At 59.3% G+C, this 17,252-nt stretch carries 20 protein-coding genes and 2 pseudogenes; 10 read left to right on the top strand and 12 right to left on the bottom strand.

Going from position 1 to position 17,252, the window contains the following annotated elements; all coding sequences use genetic code 11:
* Positions 1-8: 8 nt before the first annotated feature.
* The 6 genes and pseudogenes from B0G69_RS34060 to B0G69_RS34085 form a co-directional block, all read right to left on the bottom strand.
* Positions 9-407 (bottom strand): hypothetical protein, encoded by a 399-nt coding sequence (locus B0G69_RS34060; protein WP_121324522.1) that lies wholly within the window; start codon positions 405-407, stop codon positions 9-11.
* 134 nt (positions 408-541) lie between these two features.
* Positions 542-774, bottom strand: a pseudogene (locus tag B0G69_RS34065) (NAD(P)-dependent oxidoreductase); the annotation flags it as partial.
* 146 nt (positions 775-920) lie between these two features.
* Positions 921-1,289 (bottom strand): DUF190 domain-containing protein, encoded by a 369-nt coding sequence (locus B0G69_RS34070; protein ID WP_121325090.1) that lies wholly within the window; start codon positions 1,287-1,289, stop codon positions 921-923.
* 239 nt (positions 1,290-1,528) lie between these two features.
* Positions 1,529-1,858 carry a DUF190 domain-containing protein gene (locus tag B0G69_RS34075; RefSeq protein ID WP_121324523.1) on the bottom strand — a complete coding sequence of 110 codons (330 nt, stop codon included), beginning with the start codon at positions 1,856-1,858 and terminating at the stop codon, positions 1,529-1,531.
* Positions 1,859-1,936: 78 nt separating this feature from the next.
* Entirely contained in the window at positions 1,937-2,869 is a 933-nt protein-coding gene (locus B0G69_RS34080) for a hypothetical protein (RefSeq protein ID WP_121324524.1), read from the bottom strand.
* A 350-nt stretch (positions 2,870-3,219) separates the two neighbouring features.
* The gene (locus B0G69_RS34085; RefSeq protein WP_121324525.1) at positions 3,220-4,053 is read right to left on the bottom strand and encodes an oxidoreductase; all 834 of its coding nucleotides are present in this window, start codon (positions 4,051-4,053) and stop codon (positions 3,220-3,222) included.
* 167 nt (positions 4,054-4,220) lie between these two features.
* Here B0G69_RS34085 and B0G69_RS34090 point away from each other — a divergent pair, with 167 nt between their 5' ends.
* Together B0G69_RS34090 and B0G69_RS34095 are read left to right on the top strand one after the other, a co-directional pair.
* A complete protein-coding gene (locus B0G69_RS34090; protein ID WP_121324526.1) occupies positions 4,221-5,132 on the top strand; it encodes an AraC family transcriptional regulator in 912 nt (303 codons plus the stop codon).
* A 107-nt stretch (positions 5,133-5,239) separates the two neighbouring features.
* On the top strand, positions 5,240-5,950 hold the full coding sequence (locus B0G69_RS34095; protein WP_121324527.1) for an FkbM family methyltransferase: 711 nt from the start codon (positions 5,240-5,242) through the stop codon (positions 5,948-5,950).
* Positions 5,951-6,128: 178 nt separating this feature from the next.
* On the opposite strand, the gene B0G69_RS34100 is transcribed toward B0G69_RS34095, so the two are convergent.
* The 3 genes from B0G69_RS34100 to B0G69_RS34110 all read right to left on the bottom strand — a co-directional run bounded on the left by B0G69_RS34100 (position 6,129) and on the right by B0G69_RS34110 (position 8,591).
* Entirely contained in the window at positions 6,129-6,461 is a 333-nt protein-coding gene (locus B0G69_RS34100; RefSeq protein WP_121324528.1) for a hypothetical protein, read from the bottom strand.
* 338 nt (positions 6,462-6,799) lie between these two features.
* Entirely contained in the window at positions 6,800-7,795 is a 996-nt protein-coding gene (locus B0G69_RS34105; RefSeq protein ID WP_121324529.1) for an aldo/keto reductase, read from the bottom strand.
* A gap of 646 nt (positions 7,796-8,441) precedes the next feature.
* Positions 8,442-8,591 carry a hypothetical protein gene (locus B0G69_RS34110; RefSeq protein WP_199731458.1) on the bottom strand — a complete coding sequence of 50 codons (150 nt, stop codon included), beginning with the start codon at positions 8,589-8,591 and terminating at the stop codon, positions 8,442-8,444.
* A 490-nt stretch (positions 8,592-9,081) separates the two neighbouring features.
* Here B0G69_RS34110 and B0G69_RS42335 point away from each other — a divergent pair, with 490 nt between their 5' ends.
* Both B0G69_RS42335 and B0G69_RS34120 read left to right on the top strand, forming a co-directional pair.
* A complete protein-coding gene (locus B0G69_RS42335) occupies positions 9,082-9,498 on the top strand; it encodes an OmpA family protein (protein WP_241991609.1) in 417 nt (138 codons plus the stop codon).
* 193 nt (positions 9,499-9,691) lie between these two features.
* A complete protein-coding gene (locus B0G69_RS34120; RefSeq protein WP_121324531.1) occupies positions 9,692-10,114 on the top strand; it encodes an RcnB family protein in 423 nt (140 codons plus the stop codon).
* Between the two features lie 196 nt (positions 10,115-10,310).
* Here B0G69_RS34120 and B0G69_RS34125 read toward each other — a convergent pair whose 3' ends face one another.
* Positions 10,311-10,697, bottom strand: coding sequence for a DUF488 family protein (locus B0G69_RS34125; RefSeq protein WP_121324532.1), 387 nt, complete (start codon positions 10,695-10,697; stop codon positions 10,311-10,313).
* A 34-nt stretch (positions 10,698-10,731) separates the two neighbouring features.
* Positions 10,732-11,346, bottom strand: coding sequence for a uracil-DNA glycosylase family protein (locus tag B0G69_RS34130; protein WP_241991610.1), 615 nt, complete (start codon positions 11,344-11,346; stop codon positions 10,732-10,734).
* Positions 11,347-11,705: 359 nt separating this feature from the next.
* Here B0G69_RS34130 and B0G69_RS34135 point away from each other — a divergent pair, with 359 nt between their 5' ends.
* The 3 genes from B0G69_RS34135 to B0G69_RS34145 all read left to right on the top strand — a co-directional run bounded on the left by B0G69_RS34135 (position 11,706) and on the right by B0G69_RS34145 (position 14,236).
* On the top strand, positions 11,706-12,140 hold the full coding sequence (locus B0G69_RS34135) for a low affinity iron permease family protein (protein WP_121324534.1): 435 nt from the start codon (positions 11,706-11,708) through the stop codon (positions 12,138-12,140).
* A 399-nt stretch (positions 12,141-12,539) separates the two neighbouring features.
* Positions 12,540-13,721 (top strand): porin, encoded by a 1,182-nt coding sequence (locus B0G69_RS34140; RefSeq protein ID WP_121324535.1) that lies wholly within the window; start codon positions 12,540-12,542, stop codon positions 13,719-13,721.
* A 149-nt stretch (positions 13,722-13,870) separates the two neighbouring features.
* Positions 13,871-14,236 (top strand): BON domain-containing protein, encoded by a 366-nt coding sequence (locus B0G69_RS34145; protein ID WP_121324536.1) that lies wholly within the window; start codon positions 13,871-13,873, stop codon positions 14,234-14,236.
* A 317-nt stretch (positions 14,237-14,553) separates the two neighbouring features.
* Here B0G69_RS34145 and B0G69_RS34150 read toward each other — a convergent pair.
* Positions 14,554-14,916 (bottom strand): annotated as a pseudogene (locus B0G69_RS34150) (MFS transporter); the annotation flags it as partial.
* Positions 14,917-14,918: 2 nt separating this feature from the next.
* Between B0G69_RS34150 and B0G69_RS42865 the strand changes: the two are divergent.
* The 3 genes from B0G69_RS42865 to B0G69_RS34160 all read left to right on the top strand — a co-directional run bounded on the left by B0G69_RS42865 (position 14,919) and on the right by B0G69_RS34160 (position 16,978).
* Positions 14,919-15,044, top strand: coding sequence for a hypothetical protein (locus B0G69_RS42865; protein ID WP_277873601.1), 126 nt, complete (start codon positions 14,919-14,921; stop codon positions 15,042-15,044).
* Positions 15,045-15,259: 215 nt separating this feature from the next.
* Positions 15,260-15,400, top strand: coding sequence for a hypothetical protein (locus B0G69_RS34155; RefSeq protein WP_199731459.1), 141 nt, complete (start codon positions 15,260-15,262; stop codon positions 15,398-15,400).
* Between the two features lie 24 nt (positions 15,401-15,424).
* Positions 15,425-16,978 (top strand): phospholipase D family protein, encoded by a 1,554-nt coding sequence (locus tag B0G69_RS34160; protein ID WP_121324537.1) that lies wholly within the window; start codon positions 15,425-15,427, stop codon positions 16,976-16,978.
* The last annotated feature ends 274 nt before the right edge of the window (positions 16,979-17,252 follow it).

Below are 17,252 nucleotides of genomic sequence, written 5' to 3' on the forward strand. Positions count from 1 at the left end.
CTTGCGCGTCAGTGGTGAACGGGCCGTGCCGGGGACCCTACTGGCCGAATCACTGCAGCCTCTCGCGCCTGGATTCTTGCCGCGGACGAAGTCGTTTTATGCGGATTGGTTGCGCGGTCGTACCCGTTCACTTGTTCATCGATGACAAAGTCCGCGACTCTCATCGCGTCCATCGAGTTGCCGTCCACGTCGGACCACTCACGAATCGCGCGATTGATTTTGGTGAGCGCCGCGACAGCAAGTAGTACGGCATCCGTCTCGGTGATCTTGCCTTCGAGATCATCTGCGTCGTAGTCCGCAACCCGTAGAGCCGCGTCGATCAGATTGCTGTCGTCAATCAGGTCCGTCAATACCGCGTCAACCACTGCGAGGCAGGCATCTTTGCGTGCAAGTGCGATATCTGTCATGAGGTTCTCCAGAGTCGAGGTGACTGGTTAGCGAACTGTGGCGGCCGCGTCGTCGAACAAACCAAACGCAACGCCGGCCATCACTGCGACGACCACTGCAGCGGCGATATCTGGTGCAAACACAATTTACTCCGGGTGAGCGGACAATGCAGTGAAATGATGTCGGCATCCTCCCCAATCTCGCCCAGCTTTGCATGGCTCAGACCGAGCGCCTCGAATTCCGCCGAGGGATACGCATCGAAATCAATCACCCTGCAGCCGAAGCCGAGCATGATCTTCGCGAACACGCAACCAATCTTGCCCGTTCCGACCACCGCAACCGTCTTGCCGCTCAGTCGAAGCCAGTCAGACCGTCGAGCGAAAAGTTCCGAATACGTCACGACACGTCCTCGCGCAGCACCAGTCATGCCGAAACGTTTAACGGAAAGTCAGGGCTCGTCTACCTTGCGCGACGACAGCTGTCGACGGACTTCAGGTGTCTCATTGCGATCCGGTCTGGGCGACAGGAGCCGCTTAACGCGGCTTGCATCCGAATAGTGAGAAGTGACGCTGCTCGCCAGGTTGCGCTTTTTCACCCAGCACCCCGAACTCGATGGGCGAGCGCGTATAGAACACGTGCACTCGCCCGGTCTTGACGGTGTCGAGCATGCGCTGCGCCTCATCTTCGGTGACAGCGAGGATGATCTGCAGGGGCTGGTCTGCGAGCTTGAGCATATGGGCAGCATGATGCGCACCCGCATGGCCCGTGCCTTCCGCGCAATTGATGACGGTCGCGCCGTGAATGCCGAGCTGCTTCGCTTCGTGAAGAAGCCATTCGCACACCGTGCGGTGGCCGTGATGGCGGTTCTGTTCCGTATAGAACGTCAGTTGGTAACCGTTCATATCTTCCTCCGCCATACTCGGCTCCGGGCCGCCGCATGGCCGTTGCGGCGAGGCAGGACTGGTCGGTTCATGACCAACGGAGTCCATCAGTCATTTTAGTGCATCGACCACGCATCGTTGCATGTTGCATTGCGCCATTCGCAGGATGCCGTGTTGCTTGTGCGCGTGCCACTACACCGGCTCGATCGCGCCGGCTTCGAGCGGGATGTCGTCTCTGGCGGGGATGGTGCTGAAGTCCATCAACTCGCTCCGTCCGTTCCGAGCGCGTTGTACTCGACCGGCGCGCGCGTGTAGAAGAGGCGCACGCCGCCGTCGTCGAGTTTCGCGAGCAGCGCATCGATGTAGGCATCGGCGGCAATGATCGTCACGGCGACCGACTGTTCTGCGAGCTCGAAAAAGCGGGCCGCGTGGTACTTGCCCTTCGCGTCGACGCTTTCGGCAACTTCGACGACCGTCGCGCCCTGGATGCCTACGCGCCTCGCCTCATCGAGAATCCATTCGACGATCGACATGTGCCTGATCCGTTGCCGCTGGTCGGTTGCATAGATTGTCAGCTGGCTACCGGTCATGATCCCCTCCCGCGGTCCGCGCGACTCTCGCCATGAATACACTTTTCGGAACACAAAGCGGTGCGCGTGCAGCGCGGCCTACTGGGCGGTCTGCTGACGTTGATACTCGTCGTGCTTCATTTGCATGTAGTCAGTGCGGCTGACTTCGTGCAATTGCCGCGGATACTGTTCGGTCGCATCGAACCAGTCGGCCAGGCGCTTGTCGAGGCGCGCGTTGGGCGGGCTGGAAAGCGCATCCAGATAGGCATCGATGGCGAGGTAATAACGCATGGTATTGCGCTCCACCAGACCGCGCACGCCGCCGATGTAGCGCGTCTCGCCCGCCGACGAGTCGGGCGCGGCGGAAAAGCCGACCTTGTCGCTGCCGATCGTCGCCAGATAGGTTTTCATCGCAAGCCGTCCCGCCGTGCCGTAACCGTAGGCGTAGGTCAGGTGGATGAAGGTCCGGCTATCGCCCACGGGTATCGCCTCCAGCACGATACGATAGTCTTTCGTGCTCAGCGGACCCGTAGCGGCACTGAGCTCGACGCGAAGATAATCGGGACTGCTCGCTGCCGAGCGATAATTGAATTGCACGCGGTAGGACGAGGAAAGCGACTCCGCCGTTTTCTTGCCGATGTTCACCGCGAGGACCGTCCCGTTGGCGCCCGTCGATGCATGGCAGTACTTCGTGTTGAGGTGCAGGATCAGCACGTCGCACCAGTTGGCCGGACCCTGAGCCGGGTCGTTGAGCGTCGCGTTGAGCGTCGCGAAAGGATGGTCGAGCACACCGTAAATCTCGCCCTTGAGTGCCGAAGGCAACTCCTGCGATTCGAGGTACAGCGGTCGCTGAAACTGATTGTGTGCGAGCTGCTGCGTCAGACTTTCGTATTTCTCACGCAGGCTCGCCGCGCGGTCGGCCGCTTGCGCGAAGGCGCTCTGGCACAGGCAGCAGAACACCGCCAGCATCGCGGCCGTCAGCCACTGCCGCACGCCCCGTGTGCCTGCTGGGGATCTGGCAAGCCTGCTCATGGACGTTCTCCTCCTTTTGGCTCGGATCGCGGGGGCGCCGGGCGCGGATCATGGCGCGCTGTTGTCTTCCCTCCTATTCTTGCAGGCGGCGGTGTGGTTTGTACATCCGTAATCACCGCTGACCTGCAACCCCGTACCGCGTAGGAAAGTCACTCGGGTGGAAGAACAGCAAATAAAGTCTAGGATCAGTAAGGAACTGCACAACCTCCTGGGAGGAGCCGTCATGAAAAAATTCTACTGTGGCCGTGCTGAACATTCTGTTTGGCACAGCAAGCATCGCGCCCGCGATGGCACAGACTTCTCCTTCTATGGACTCCAATCCGCCGGCGCCTCTCACACGTCACGCGTGCTCATCCGTCGGTCGATCTGGTGATGCTTTCCCACGCGTCGAATTCTGCACTGAGCGACGAGAGCTTTTCCCGGACTAAACCGAGTGCGTCACTTCCCAGCAGAAGATGCGATGGCGGCTCGTCACTCTCGATAACGGACAATATGGCACGTGCAGCTTTCGCGGGGTCTCCGAGTTGCCTGCCGCTTTTCTCTTCGCGTCCCTTTCTGATCGGATCGAACAGGGAATCGTAGTCCGGGATCGAGCGCGGCGTTCGCACCATCGATCGACCCGCCCATTCAGTACGGAAAGAACCAGGTGCCACTGCGGTCACGCGGATGCCGAACGGTTTGACTTCTTTACTGAGGACCTCGGAAATCCCCTCCAATGCGAATTTACTGCCGCAGTAATAGGCGATGCCCGGCATGGTGATAAAGCCGCCCATCGATGTGATGTTGAGAATATGACCGCGTCGTCGCTCACGCATAAACGGCAACACGCTCTTCATGACGGCAACCGCGCCGAACACGTTGACGTCGAACTGCCGACGCATTTCAACTAGCGACGACTCTTCCATGACGCCTTCATGGCCGTAACCGGCGTTGTTCACCAGCACGTCTAGTGGCCCCACGTTTGCCTCGATTTCGTTGACGACATCTCCAATTGAATCGAAGTCGGTTACGTCAAGCATCCGGCCGAACGCGCTTGCGGCGTTAAGCGCCTCGAAGCTCTGCTTTGCCTGCTCGCTGCGTACCGTGCCAACGACCCGATACCCTGCGGCGAGCGCTTCCTGCGCCAGCGCACGTCCGAAACCGCTACTGACACCCGTGATGAGCATGGTTCTGGTTGATGACATTGCTAACACTCCCTGGACTGGTTTGGAAGGTTGCATGTTATTCTGATAATTCTTTGAAACTCAGACCAAATTCTCTACTTTTATTGCCTATTTCTATGAGCAAGGCGACCCCCAAGAAGAGCATTAGCCGATCTGTTTCCTCGGCCAGCGCACGTGAACAACGCCGGATGGTAACCCTGCTGACCGCGCTGGCCCCGCAGGAAGGCTACAACCTGACTGCGTTGCGCGATGTGCGTATCCTGCGGTCGGACCGGGCGCTGTCGCGCACACCGGTGCTATACGATCCCGGCATCGTGATCGTCTGCCAGGGCAGGAAGCGGGGATTTTTGGGTGACCAGGTTTATGTGTACGACGAACAGCACTATCTCGCCGTCGCGGTGCCGGTCCCTTTCACGATGGAGACCGACGCGACGCCCGAGTGTCCCCTTCTGGCCCTGTACCTGCATCTGGACTTTCAGGTGGCGGCCGAACTCATGATCCAGATAGATCAACATGGCTTGCCGGCCTCGGGCGACGTGCCGCAAACCATGATGTCCAGTCCAATGGATGCGTCGATGCGAGCGTCCGTACTGCGCTTCCTGGAGGCAATGAACCAGCCACTTGAAGCCGCGATCCTTGGCCCGGGACTGGTGCGTGAACTGTACTTCCGAGTTCTCACCGGCGCGCAAGGCAACGCCATGCGCGCGGCTTTAGCGATGCAAGGGCAATTCGGCAAGATCGGCAAAGCGCTGGAGCGTATCCATGCGACCTATGCAGAACCGCTCGACCTTCCTGGTCTCGCCAAGCAGGCCGGGATGAGCGTGCCTACGTTCCATAGCCACTTCAAGGCCATCACGAGTACGTCGCCGATGCAGTACGTGAAATCCACCCGATTGCATGAGGCTCGCTTGCTAATGGTGCGCCAAGGCATGACGGCTGAGACGGCATGTCATGCTGTCGGCTATGCCAGCCCCTCGCAATTCAATCGGGAATTCAAGCGACTTTTTGGCCGCACGCCGGTTGCAGAGACGAAACGTCTTCGCGAAAGCTTCGCGCTGCCTCCAGCCTTTCCAGAGTCAAAGTTCGTCTCGTCGCATTGACAGCAGGGGTTGCGGCTCATCGATACGATTCTTGATAATGTCCTTGCAAGTCGATTGATATTGAGTAGCCTTGCGAAATCGTGAAGATATTCAAGGCGAGAATTATTATGAATTCGTTGAAGAATTTTGGCCACTTCCTCTGGCTCGTGCGTAAAACCTGGCTGACCAGAGGGGCGCGCCTGTATTATTCACAGTTTGGTGAAGACGCCGTACTGCGCGAGATAATCAGCCCGACATGTGGCAAGGGTGTTTATGTCGATGTGGGTGCCTATCACCCGATAAAATTTTCGAACACATACGCGCTATATAAACGCGGATGGCGAGGCATCAATATCGATATGGATCCTGTCAAAATCGAAGCATTCAAGCTTGCCCGGGCTTCCGATATTAATGTGTGCGCGGCAATTTCCAATGAAAAGGCCGTCAAACAGATCTACAATTTTTCCAAATATGGACTGACTTCCACGCTCGACCCAGACGTAGCCGCTGCCGGAGCTATGGCTCCGACATCGATTCGTAGTGTCGAAACTACGACGCTGGACGATGTCCTGGGACATAGTCGTTATTCGGACCACGAGATTGATTTGTTGTCGATCGACGCGGAAGGCCACGATTATCATGTATTGAAATCGCTTGATCTGTGCAAATACAAGCCAAAAATCATTGTCATCGAATCATCATCACGCTCAATAAGAGACGTCATAGAATCAGCGACCTATAACTATCTTGAGCAGCAGGGCTACCGGCTAGTCAGTTGGACCCATCTTTCGCTGATTTTCAGGGTGAACCAATCTGCGATATTCCGGCATCGGTTATAGATCCGGATTTTCAGTTCTTACTATCCCTCGCGCTCTGTGACCATGCAGATGGAACGCAATGACTAGTGCCTGCCAGCCACGAAGCTGGGCGCCGGTCGCAATGATTCCGGCTCCCATGCGCTTGAAGTACTTGCTCACTTTGCGCATATTCGCGGCTGATTGTCATCTTTACCCGCTGTTACTTGCCAGCGGCAGGCGACACGACGCTCGGGGTCGCCAGCGTATTGTTGGTCTTTGGAGCGCTGGACGTCGAGTTGCTGTTCGTGCCACTCGGCAGGCCCGAGTTCGGCGACCTGGCGGCCATGCCACTGTCTGAGTTGGTGGCGCTTGGCGTGCCGTAGCCGCCCGTTGCACCGTTCATGGGGTTCACCTGGTTTGTCTGGTTCGCCGGGCCAGCCGTGCTGCCTGCCGAGCCGCTGCCGCTCGGACCGCCGGCGGTCTGTGCATAAACGCCGCCCGACAGGGCGAGTGCGGCGACGGCCGCGAGTACTGCGCTGCTTGCCTTTCTCATGATCCGTCCCTCCTTGATCGAAATGGAATAGAGACGCAGACGGTCACCGCCTGCTTGATCAGGAGTGCAGCAAACGCTGTGCCGCGCGTACTTAACAAAACATTTTCAATTCCGCACTCACGGGCAATATCGTTGTTCCCGCACTGCTGGCGGGTTGGTGCACGCGGGGCTATGAAATTACTCAGTAATGACAAAGTCCGCGACTCTCCCATGCACGCGTCTGAATGCCTCTCCGCACACGCGCATGGGCGACTGTCGCTCGTCGCACAGCAGCCGGCAAGCAGTCGGAGCGCCGCCTCCTCTTACTGCGCGGCGCCCACCCACAGGTTCGAGTCTTCTTACCAGCGCTGGTGGACCTCAGGCGCTATATAGCGCTCATAGACTTCACGCACACGTTGCATTGCCTCACCGGACAGCGGCGCGAGGTTCGCAGCGGAAACGTTCGACGCCGCCTGGGCCGCGTTCTTACTGCCTGGGATGATGACGGAAACGGCCTCTTCCATGAGAATCCAGCGAAGCGCCAGTTGCGCCATCGATGCGTCCGCCGGTACAAGTCCGCGCAGCTCGTCGACCGCTTTCAACGCGATGTCATAAGGCACGCCGGAGAACGTTTCACCGACGTCGAACGCCTCACCATGGCGATTGAAAGCACGATGGTCATCCGGCGGGAAAACAGAATCCGCGGACAGCTTGCCCGTCAGCATGCCGCTCGCCAGAGGCACTCGCGCGATGACCGCAACGTTCTTCTTTTGCGCCTGCCTGAAAAACAGTTCGGCTGGGCGTTGCCGGAACATGTTGTAGATGATCTGCACCGACACCACATTGGGATACTCGATCGCCTTCAACGCTTCCTCGACCTTCTCGACCGACACACCATAGAAGCGGATCTTGCCGGCAGCCACAAAGTCATCCATCGCGGCGAACACCTCGGGATGGTAGTAGACCTCCGTCGGCGGACAATGCAATTGCACGAGGTCGAGCGTATCGACGCCCAGGTTCGACAGGCTCCGGTCGATGAAACCCTCGAGTTCACGCTTATTCGTATAGCCACCCGTCACATGCGGGTCGAGCCGGCGGCCGAGCTTGGTGGCCACGATGGGCCGTTCGCCGCCGCGTTGCCGCAACACGTCACGGATGATCCGTTCCGACCGGCCGTCGCCGTAGACGTCCGCCGTATCGATGAAAGTCACACCGCTATCGAGCGCGGCGTTTAGCGCGGCCTTGGCGTCATCTTCGGCGACACCGCCCCACGAGCCGCCAATCGCCCATGCCCCAAAACCGATTTCCGAAACATTCCAACCGGTACGACCAAATTTTCTTTTCGAAAGCGTCATGTCAGTGCTCGTCCTGTGTTTTGCGAAGTTGCGTCGTTGGCATTTCAATGAGCCGCGCTGTATTAATGCCGGCGGCTTATTTATTCGTAGTGTAGCAAGCAAGGGCAAGATCCAGGTGCGGTGTATTGTTCGAATTCAGGTCGCGCTGACTGGATCTGTCAAACAAACGGGAGTGGGCTCGTTGGGGACTTCCGCGACACAGTCCGAGGTCGGCTTCAGAGATCATTGCGTCGCTCATGCCCCCTCTAGATGAGATCGGCGAGCCTGGACTGTAGGGAGCGCGAGATTCCATTCCACAGCGGCTGCGCGGAGTCTCGACGAAGCAACGCCAAGGCACTTCGTTGGCAGGAGCGGAGCATCCTGAATGCTCGGTGTGGGTAACTTTTTCCGTTTCTCGGAACATCTTCGTCAGTCTTTGGCAAGCCAATCCCATAAGAGTTATTCGGCCACGAGTGGTGGCTCCAAAGCGACAACCTTTGCAAAGTGCCCCACGAAGCGATCGCGCACGCTGGCCAGCCATCGGCGCATTGCTCGTTCTGGCAGCGAAATCCACGTCCCGTCTATTGAGTCTGTTCAACAAGGCATAGCGCCGCGCCGATATTCCGGATGCCTTAGCATAGTCAACTCCGCTTCTGCCGCGACGCCGTCACAGGTCGAATGTACCGCGATACTTTTCATCGGCATCCGCTCGGGTATTGATCTCAACGAGCACCCCGCCGGGCACTTCACAGAAAAATCGCGAGCCGCGCTCATGCTTGAACACGTCGGTTCTCATCACGACGCTCTCGGCGAGCATTTGCGCGTGCAGTGCGCGAAACTCATCGAGGGACTACGCGACCACCACGCGATCATTACGAGACACATCTCTCGTTACACTCCGACAAGGCTTGTCATATCCAATAGCCGTACAGTGCAGAGAAGGTCATACGACACGAGCCCCTTCATCCAATCACTGAAATACGCACATGACAAACAGGACCTCATCTGAACGCGCAAAACAAACGCCCCTTTCGCTGACATCGATATCGCGTCGGCAAAGCGTGATTCGATTCCTCGCCCCCGTATTGCTCTTTGGCGCAATTGCGCCCGCCGCATTCGCCCAGGTCGTGCTCGTTCCCGCGCCTCCGCCACGCTACGAGCAAGCACCCGCGCCACGGCCCGGCTTCGAGTGGCAGCAAGGCTACTGGCAATGGGAACATGGCAGATACGCGTGGATACCCGGCAGTTGGACTGCGGCGGACTTGCACGTGCGCCATGGATACCCGGGTCGAATCGAGCGTGCATCGATGGCGCCTGCGCCGCGCGTGGAACGTCTCTCGGCTGACGCGCTGTTTCCGTTCGACCGGGGCAATGTCGGCGACATCAGCGCGTCCGGGCGTTCCGATCTCGCCCAGATCGCGGCTCGTCTGCGCAGCAGCCGTGCGAGCCACGTCGAGGTTCGCGGATACACGGACAGATTGGGCTCGGATAGCTACAACATGAATCTTTCGCAGCAACGCGCGAACGCTGTCAAGTCGGCGCTGGTCGCTCAAGGCGTTCCCGCAGCAAAGATCAGTGCCGTTGGTTTGGGCGCGCAGGATCCGATCGTCCAGTGCACTCGTCCATCGGGGCCCGGCCTCGTGCACTGTCTGCAACCGAATCGGCGCGTCGAATTGGTGAGCTTCGTTGCGGATGATCGGCGCTGGGCCGACCGATACCAGTAATTCGCGCATCAATGTTCGGTCACTCGCCGCATGAACATGCGGCCAACGTCTGTTTGTCGTCAACACTGTTGCCGTCGGCACGGCGCAATTAACAATTATTTACTCCTGCGGGGCGACGGAATCGATACACTGCTCGACTCTCGCTTCAGCCGCGCATCTTCAATCCGGTCAATAAACCAGCACACTACCTCCTATGAAAGCAAAGCAATTCGTTATCCTCACGCTCTGCGCAGCCACGGGCGTTTCGTCCGGCGCGTTCGCACAAAACAACTCGCGAGGCGGCCCCGATAATCACGGTCCGTATGCCGGTCAACAACAAAACACCCGACACTTCGACAACGCCAATCATGGCGGACCGGACCATCGTCCGGGTCCCGACCGGCAACCTCCGCACGCAGACAACGACCGTTTTGACGATCACGGTGGCCCGCGCGGATGGCATCGCGGCGATCATCTGCCGTCCGATTACCGCGACCGCCAGTACGTCATCGACAACTGGCATGAACATAACCTCCAGGCGCCGCCGCGCGGCTATCGCTGGATGGGTATCAACGGGGACTATGTCCTTGCCGCCGTCGCAACCGGCGTGATTGCACAGATCGTTCTTAGCCGCTGAGTCGATGATTCGATGATTCGATGGAGAAATGAGAACGCGCTCCGGTCGGCGCGTCCTCCACGATCGGCGCGGATGCACCCGCGCCGGTTTTAATTCCGAATAACCCGATTCGAACACCTGCTCCGCGTCTTGTCTTTTTCGCCGCGAATGGAACCGCCATCTATTTCCGTCGGCGCTCGCCACTGAAACGTCGAGCTTACTTGTCGTGCAGTTGCAAAAGCACGTCCCGCAAAACAATCGCCTGATTATGTTTCTCATCTTTGGCGCCATAGACGAGCGTGATTTGCTGACCAGCAGAATCGCTTAGAAGTTGCCGCATCCGCTCGCACATCTCGTCACTGCCAAGTTCGTCGCGATAGCGTTGCTGAAAGACGCTCCATCGTTTCGGATCATGCCCGAACCATTCGCGCAACGCCGAACTCGGGGCGAGTTCACGCGCCCACTGGTTCAGTTTGAGCGTCCCCTTGCTGCGTCCGCGCGGCCATACCCGGTCGACGAGAACACGATAACCGTCCGCCGGGCCCGGATCTTCATAGGCGCGCTGGATGACAATCTTCAGATTCCTGGTGCTCGCATGCGGCATTTGCATCTCCGCTCAACAGAATGTTCTATAAGGCTTATATCACCTGATTTGCTTCAGCCGTGAGCGCTGCCACCCTTGTACGAAGCATCGGCACCACTTCGTTGTCGAACCACGGATGATGCTTGAACCACGCCTGATTGCGCGGCGACGGATGAGGCAACGGAATGAAAGCCGGTGCATAGTCCGCCCATGCCCTCACTGTTTCCGTTAGCGAAGGCTTGCGGCGTTGACCGAGAAAATGACGTTGCGCGTATTGGCCGATCAACAACGTCAGCTCGATTTTATTCAACCTCTCCAGCAGGCTATCCAGCCACAACTGCGCGCATTCGCGGCGCGGCGGCTTGTCGCCGCTACTTCCTCGCCCGGGATAGCAGAAACCCATCGGAATGATGGCGAACCGCGTCTCGTCATAAAACGACGCGGCATCGACGCCGAGCCACCTACGCAGGCGCTCACCGCTGGCGTCGTTCCAGGGAATGCCTGAGGTATGAACTTTCGCACCGGGCGCCTGGCCGACAATCAGAATGCGGGAGTCGACCGTGGCGCGCACGATGGGCCGCGGACCCAGCGGCAAATCGTGCTGGCAGACACGACAGGCACGCACATCGGCGAGAAGGGCGTCAAGGGTAAGTGGTGCGGGCTTGTTCACGTCGGGGCATCGGGTTGTGACGAGGCATGCGGGTCGCGGCCATGCCGCGCAGATCCTGACGAGCGATGCATTGCGGCTCGCGGCCAGTTCACGCGGAAGGCCCGTTGCGCGGCAAAGGACATCGCCCCCGGGCATTGTCCGGAATGTGCCGCCCTGCGCTCACCGCGCCATCACTCATTCTACAACCGCGACTAACGAGCACCCGTTATATGCGTAAGAAACCACCGGGCCCGAAATATGCAAGGCACATCTCGTGCGTAGCAGCACGCAGACTGACTGCCATCGCAAACTAGTGGAAAATGCCGCGCCATACCGGCGCAAGATCGTCCCGAACATCGCCCTCAATACAGGAGATCATCATGACCGGCAAATGGTTTTCGCGCTTCTCCAGCTACCTTTCCACAATGACCGGCAGGCCCTCCACCTTCGTGCTGGCGGCCGCTCTAGTGCTTCTGTGGGCGATTACAGGCCCACTCTTTCACTACAGCGACACGTGGCAACTCGTGATTAATACGTCGACCACGATCGTCACATTCCTGATGGTATTCCTGATCCAGAACACTCAAAACCGCGATACGGCCGCGATGCAGATCAAGCTCGACGAGCTGATTCGCGCCATAGAAGGCGCACACAATGCACTGCTCGATCTCGAAGAACTCGAGGAAAAAGACCTGAGCCGGTTTCGCAAACATTATGAAAAATTGGCCGAAGAAGCGCGCACGGAGTTGCGCGCCGGCGGCAGCGACACCGACTCGCCGTTTGTCGATAATCGCGATGCAGGAGATAGAAAATGATCTTTTTGCGAACCTTCGTCGCCGATATAGAGCATCAACGCTGGGTACTACCCGCAATCCGTAATGCGTGTCTTATTTAAGTTATTCAACGAAGGCGCGATACGACCGTACGCGGCCGGCCAATTGCACTGGCATTTTGCGCCAGTGCAATTGTGCAGCGCGTCAGCCAGTGAACGTCCGCACAGAACTATAAAAATCCGGAATCATTCTTCAAGTCAAATGTGTCGATGTAATACGCCAACTCGTAAAATCTGGCAATAGTGTTGCGTCGTATTTTGCATTCCAGTCCCTTCCCGTTACTTTTTTCACACAGTCATCGCTTTCAGTTTCCCCATTCGGCGGCTGTGAACTACTCTCCATGTCGCAGCCGACACAAACCAGTTACTGCGTGGAGGCACAATGAAACGATTTGCGCTTTCTGCTTTCTCTCTGGCACTTGGGGCCGCCGGCACCGCTCACGCCGAAAGTAGCGTGACACTGTATGGTTTGCTCGATCAGTCGATTCAATTCGTGCACAACGCCACCCCCGAAGGCGGCAATCTATGGCGCATGTTCGGCGGCAATCTTCAAGGTAACCGCTTCGGTTTGAGAGGCGCCGAAGATCTGGGCGGCGGCCTGAAAGCGATCTTCACGTTGGAAAACGGCTTCGACATCAATAATGGGCGCCTGGGGCAAGGCGGCCGCATGTTCGGTCGTCAGGCCTTCGTCGGCCTGACCGGCGACTCATGGGGTACCGTTACGGCGGGCCGTCAATTCGACCCGGTCGTCGACATGGTCCAGCCGCTGACCGGCGGTGGCTACTGGGGCAGCACATTTGCCACCCCGGGCGACGTCGACAACAACGACAACAGCTCGCGCACGAACAGCTCGATCAAATACCTCTCGCCGGTGTTCGCCGGCTTCCAGTTCGAAGGCATGTACGCGCTGGGCGGGGTCGCGGGTGCGACGGGTTCAGGCCAGACATGGGCGGCTGCCGCGAGCTACAGCGCGGGATCGTTCGACATCGCCGCGGGCTACATCCACATGGACAATCAGGCATCCGACGTACTGCGCACTGGCTGGACCAGCACGTCGGATGGCATGTTCGACGGCGGAGCGACCGGTCTGTCGATCAACAACGCGTATCGCACGGCGAAGTCGGTTGGTATCGCTTCGGTCTCCGCGCAGTATCAGATCGCATTGTTCACGATCAATCTCAGCTACAGCAATGCGCAATACAAGCCCGACGCCGCATCGGCTTTCCTGACGACCCAGAAATATAACGTGGGGCGCGTCTACCTCGGCTATCAACTCACGTCCGCGACGATGCTAGGTGCGGGCTATGCATACACGCGGGGAACCGGCGACGCCTCCGCGACGTACAATCAGTTTTCGCTTGGCGCCGACTACGCGGTGTCGAAGCGCACGGACTTCTATCTCGTTGCGGCTTACCAGCATGCGAGCGGCGATCAGCGCGACACCAACGCCGACGGCACCAACGGCGGTCTTGGCGAAGCGACCGCCTCGATCGGCTCGTACGGCAACCAGTCGAACACCAACTCGCAAGCGATCGTGGCGCTTGGTATCCGTCACCGGTTCTGATCAAGCGTTACGATACGCAGGCCTGCTGCAGCGTCAGAAGCCTTGACTGACCACCGGTAACGTTTCATTCAGTTCCAGCAACATCTCAGTGACACGGTGCAAAGGTCCCCTCCGGGGCCGTCGCGAATGGTGATGAAAGGAGAAATGCAATGTACGCAATTCACGCAATCAAGCTGGCAGGCGCAGCGCTGCTCGTGGCGGTTTCGTTCCAGGCCAACGCGCAGACGAGCGACGCGGCGCCTCCCGCCGACACGGGCGCGCAGAGCGCCAAGAGTCAGCACAAGGCAGACCGCGCCGCCAACCGTTCACTGGGACGCAAGGTGCGCAACGCATTGTCGAAGGCGATGGGTGTTAGCGCGTCTCACATCACTGTTCGCTCAGCCGGCGGCGCGATCACGCTGCAGGGCACGGTGCCCGAAGCGACCGACAGTCAGAAAGCGGAAGAGATTGCGAAGGGTGTGGCGGGCGTCGAGTCGGTCAAGAACGCGCTGTCGATTCGCCCTGCGGGGACGTAATCGCCATCGGCAGGCGCTTTCTTTGCGTGATCGTGATTTAGGTTGGAGATGCGTTGGCGCTTGCCATAACGAGCGCTAACCCATCCCGCGCTAGAGATCATCAAGTTGAGCGTGACGCGGCTTCTCAACCGCGGCGTGCAACGTTGCGCCCGTTATGCGCGCCGCAGCCTTCTAACGCTGCGTGTCATACAGGCGATCGGGAACGAACAGCGCCGTGATGCCGCTCAAAGAGAAAACCCCGCGAACCACCTGAAAGCCGAAGAGCAGCATCAGATAAACAATGTTCTCCCGTGTATGCCAGAAGATGATGACCGGCAGAGCGAACTGATAAACCGCACCACCGCGAATTCCAGGAAGTTATGGGTGAGCCCCAGCAGCCCCGCGCCCAGCGAAAAGAGCGCCAGTGCCCACGCCACGACCCGCACGCGGCCCAGCCGATCGCTCGCCCAGCCCCCCCAAGAATCCCGCCGATCGCCATCCCCACCAGCGTCAAGCTTGCCAACGCGCCGGACTCGACATTGGTGAGTCCGAATTCGTTTTTGATTCTTGAGCGTCAAGCCGTACATCATCACGTCGGCGCCATCGGCCAATAGCGCCAGGTAGCCGAGGATGAAGACGAGCAGCCAGCGGTTCTGCGCTTTGGAGGCGGTGCTCACGGTGGTCGGTGCGATGGAAGCCATAGTTGTCGTTATCGGTAGAGAGACGTGGCGGCATCGGCGCGCGCTTGCCGCGTGAGCAAAGCGGCCGCAAGGAAGCTGCCGATCAGCAATCTTTCGGGCGGGACGACGTGCTCGACGGCGCGGATTGAGAAAGCCGGCGCAAGACAGACGCGGCACGCGGGGCGGCCACTATGGAAATAACCGGATAGACCAGTTAGAGTTTGAACAGGCAAACGGACTCGTCCGTTACGCCGTCTTTTATCAGTCCGCTTTCTCGTGGCACTCGTAAATGGCATATCACCAGCCGGCGGCACGCCTACGCCGCGGCACGGAGGCGCAAGCAACTGACTGGTTTGGCGACCAAATGGCGGAAGCGCTCGTCTGCTATTCACGCGCTTATGCCGATCAGGTCGAGCAGGACTACGAGAAATTCCGCGACGCGTGCCGCAACGGCCAGCTTCAAACGCGTACCGATGCCGACATGGCCGCCGATTTCGCAGCATAAAGCCCAGGACCCGGAGGTCTAGCCATGGCAACGTTTCGCGCCGCCCTAGCGGTTCTGCTTCTGGCGCTGCTGTCGGCTTGCGCGAGTCTGCCGCCGCAAACCGGGCGCGTCGAAACGCATGCGATCGAACCGTCGGACAGCACGCGTCTTGGCGCAGCCTTCCTGCCTCAGGAGCGCCAGCATCCGGACCAGACGGCGTTCCATCTGCTCCCCGATGGCGTCGACGCGTTGCTCAGCCGCGTCGCGCTCGCCGATGCGGCTGACCGCACGCTCGATCTGCAGTACTACATCTGGCACGACGACCTGACTGGCCGGCATCTGGCGAACGCGGTGCTGCGCGCGGCGGATCGCGGCGTCAGAGTGAGAGTGCTGCTGGACGATCTCGGCACCGGCGCGGACGACCAGGTGCTGCTCGCCATCGCGTCCCATCCGAACATCCGGATACGGCTGTTCAATCCGGTCGCGAACCGCCGTTTCAAGATGCTCGGCTCCGCCATGGAATTCAGCCGGGTGAACCGGCGCATGCACAACAAGTCGATCATCGCCGACAACGAAACTGCGATCGTCGGCGGCCGCAACATCGGCGACGAGTACTTCGGCGCGTCGAGCGACGTCTCGTTCGGCGACCTCGACGTGCTGACGTATGGCGCCGTGGTCCGCGACATCTCCAGCGCGTTCGACCAGTTCTGGAACTCGGACGCGGCGTATCCGATCGAGCGGCTGACGGGTCATCCGGCCGACCCCGGCGCGCTCGCCGCGTATCGAGCGAAGCTGGCGGCGTTCGTCGCTTCGCAACGCGACACGCCCTACGTGACCCAGGCCACGCGCCGCTACGCCGAAATAATCGCCATGCGCGAAATCGACGTGTCCTGGGGCAAGGCGACCCTGCTCTACGACGATCCGGCGAAAATCACGCGCTCACCGAAAGATCCGACCGGGCATCTGCTGTCGCAGTTCAGGACCCTGAGCATTGAACCGCAGAAGGAGATGCTCATCATTTCGCCGTACTTCGTGCCTGGAAAGGAAGGCGTCGCGTGGCTGCGCAAGGAGACCGGCCGCGGCGTTCGCGTGACCGTCCTCACCAATTCGCTGGCGGCCACGGACGTCGCCGCCGTTCACGCCGGATATCAGCGCTATCGCAAGGACCTGCTCGAGGCGGGCGTGCATCTCTACGAGTTGAAGCCCGCGGCGTCCGAAGATCCGCGGCATAAAAAGAAGTCGATGCTTGGGTCGTCGAAAGCCTCGTTGCATGCCAAGACCTATGTGTTCGACAAGTCCAGCATCTTCATCGGCTCGATGAATCTCGATCCGCGCTCGATCACGCTGAATACGGAGATCGGACTCTATTGCGAAAGCGATGCGCTCGCCTCGGAGGTGGTGAACGGAGTCGAACCGATGCTCGATCAGATTGCGTGGCGGCTCGAAGCGCGCACCAACGCAAACGGCACGGTGCGGATCGTCTGGATCGACACGAAGGCGGACGGTACGCAGACGGAGGGCGACGAGCCGGGCGTGTCGGGTTTGAAACGCGTGGGGATCTGGTTCCTTGGGCTATTGCCGATCGAATCGCAGCTTTGAGGAACTTTTATGGGCTATTGCCGGGGACCGTGCGAGCGCCTGAGGCTGGAGGCCGCGCTCGCGTAGATAACCGGCGCGGTTGAATCGCGCCCGAACGCGGCGATGCCAATGCGTCGCCGCAAGCACACCGACCTTAACGGTAAAACGAACGCCTGCGCGGTCATCATGCCGCGCGGCTGCATCTGAAGGATTGATTTCGTCGGCTACGGCACGTGGGTTGCCAATTCGCCGTGCAACAAGGTGGTGGGTGCCCGCAAGGTGATCCACGAAACGC

The organism is Paraburkholderia sp. RAU2J (assembly GCF_003634845.1).
Taxonomy (GTDB): domain Bacteria; phylum Pseudomonadota; class Gammaproteobacteria; order Burkholderiales; family Burkholderiaceae; genus Paraburkholderia; species Paraburkholderia fynbosensis.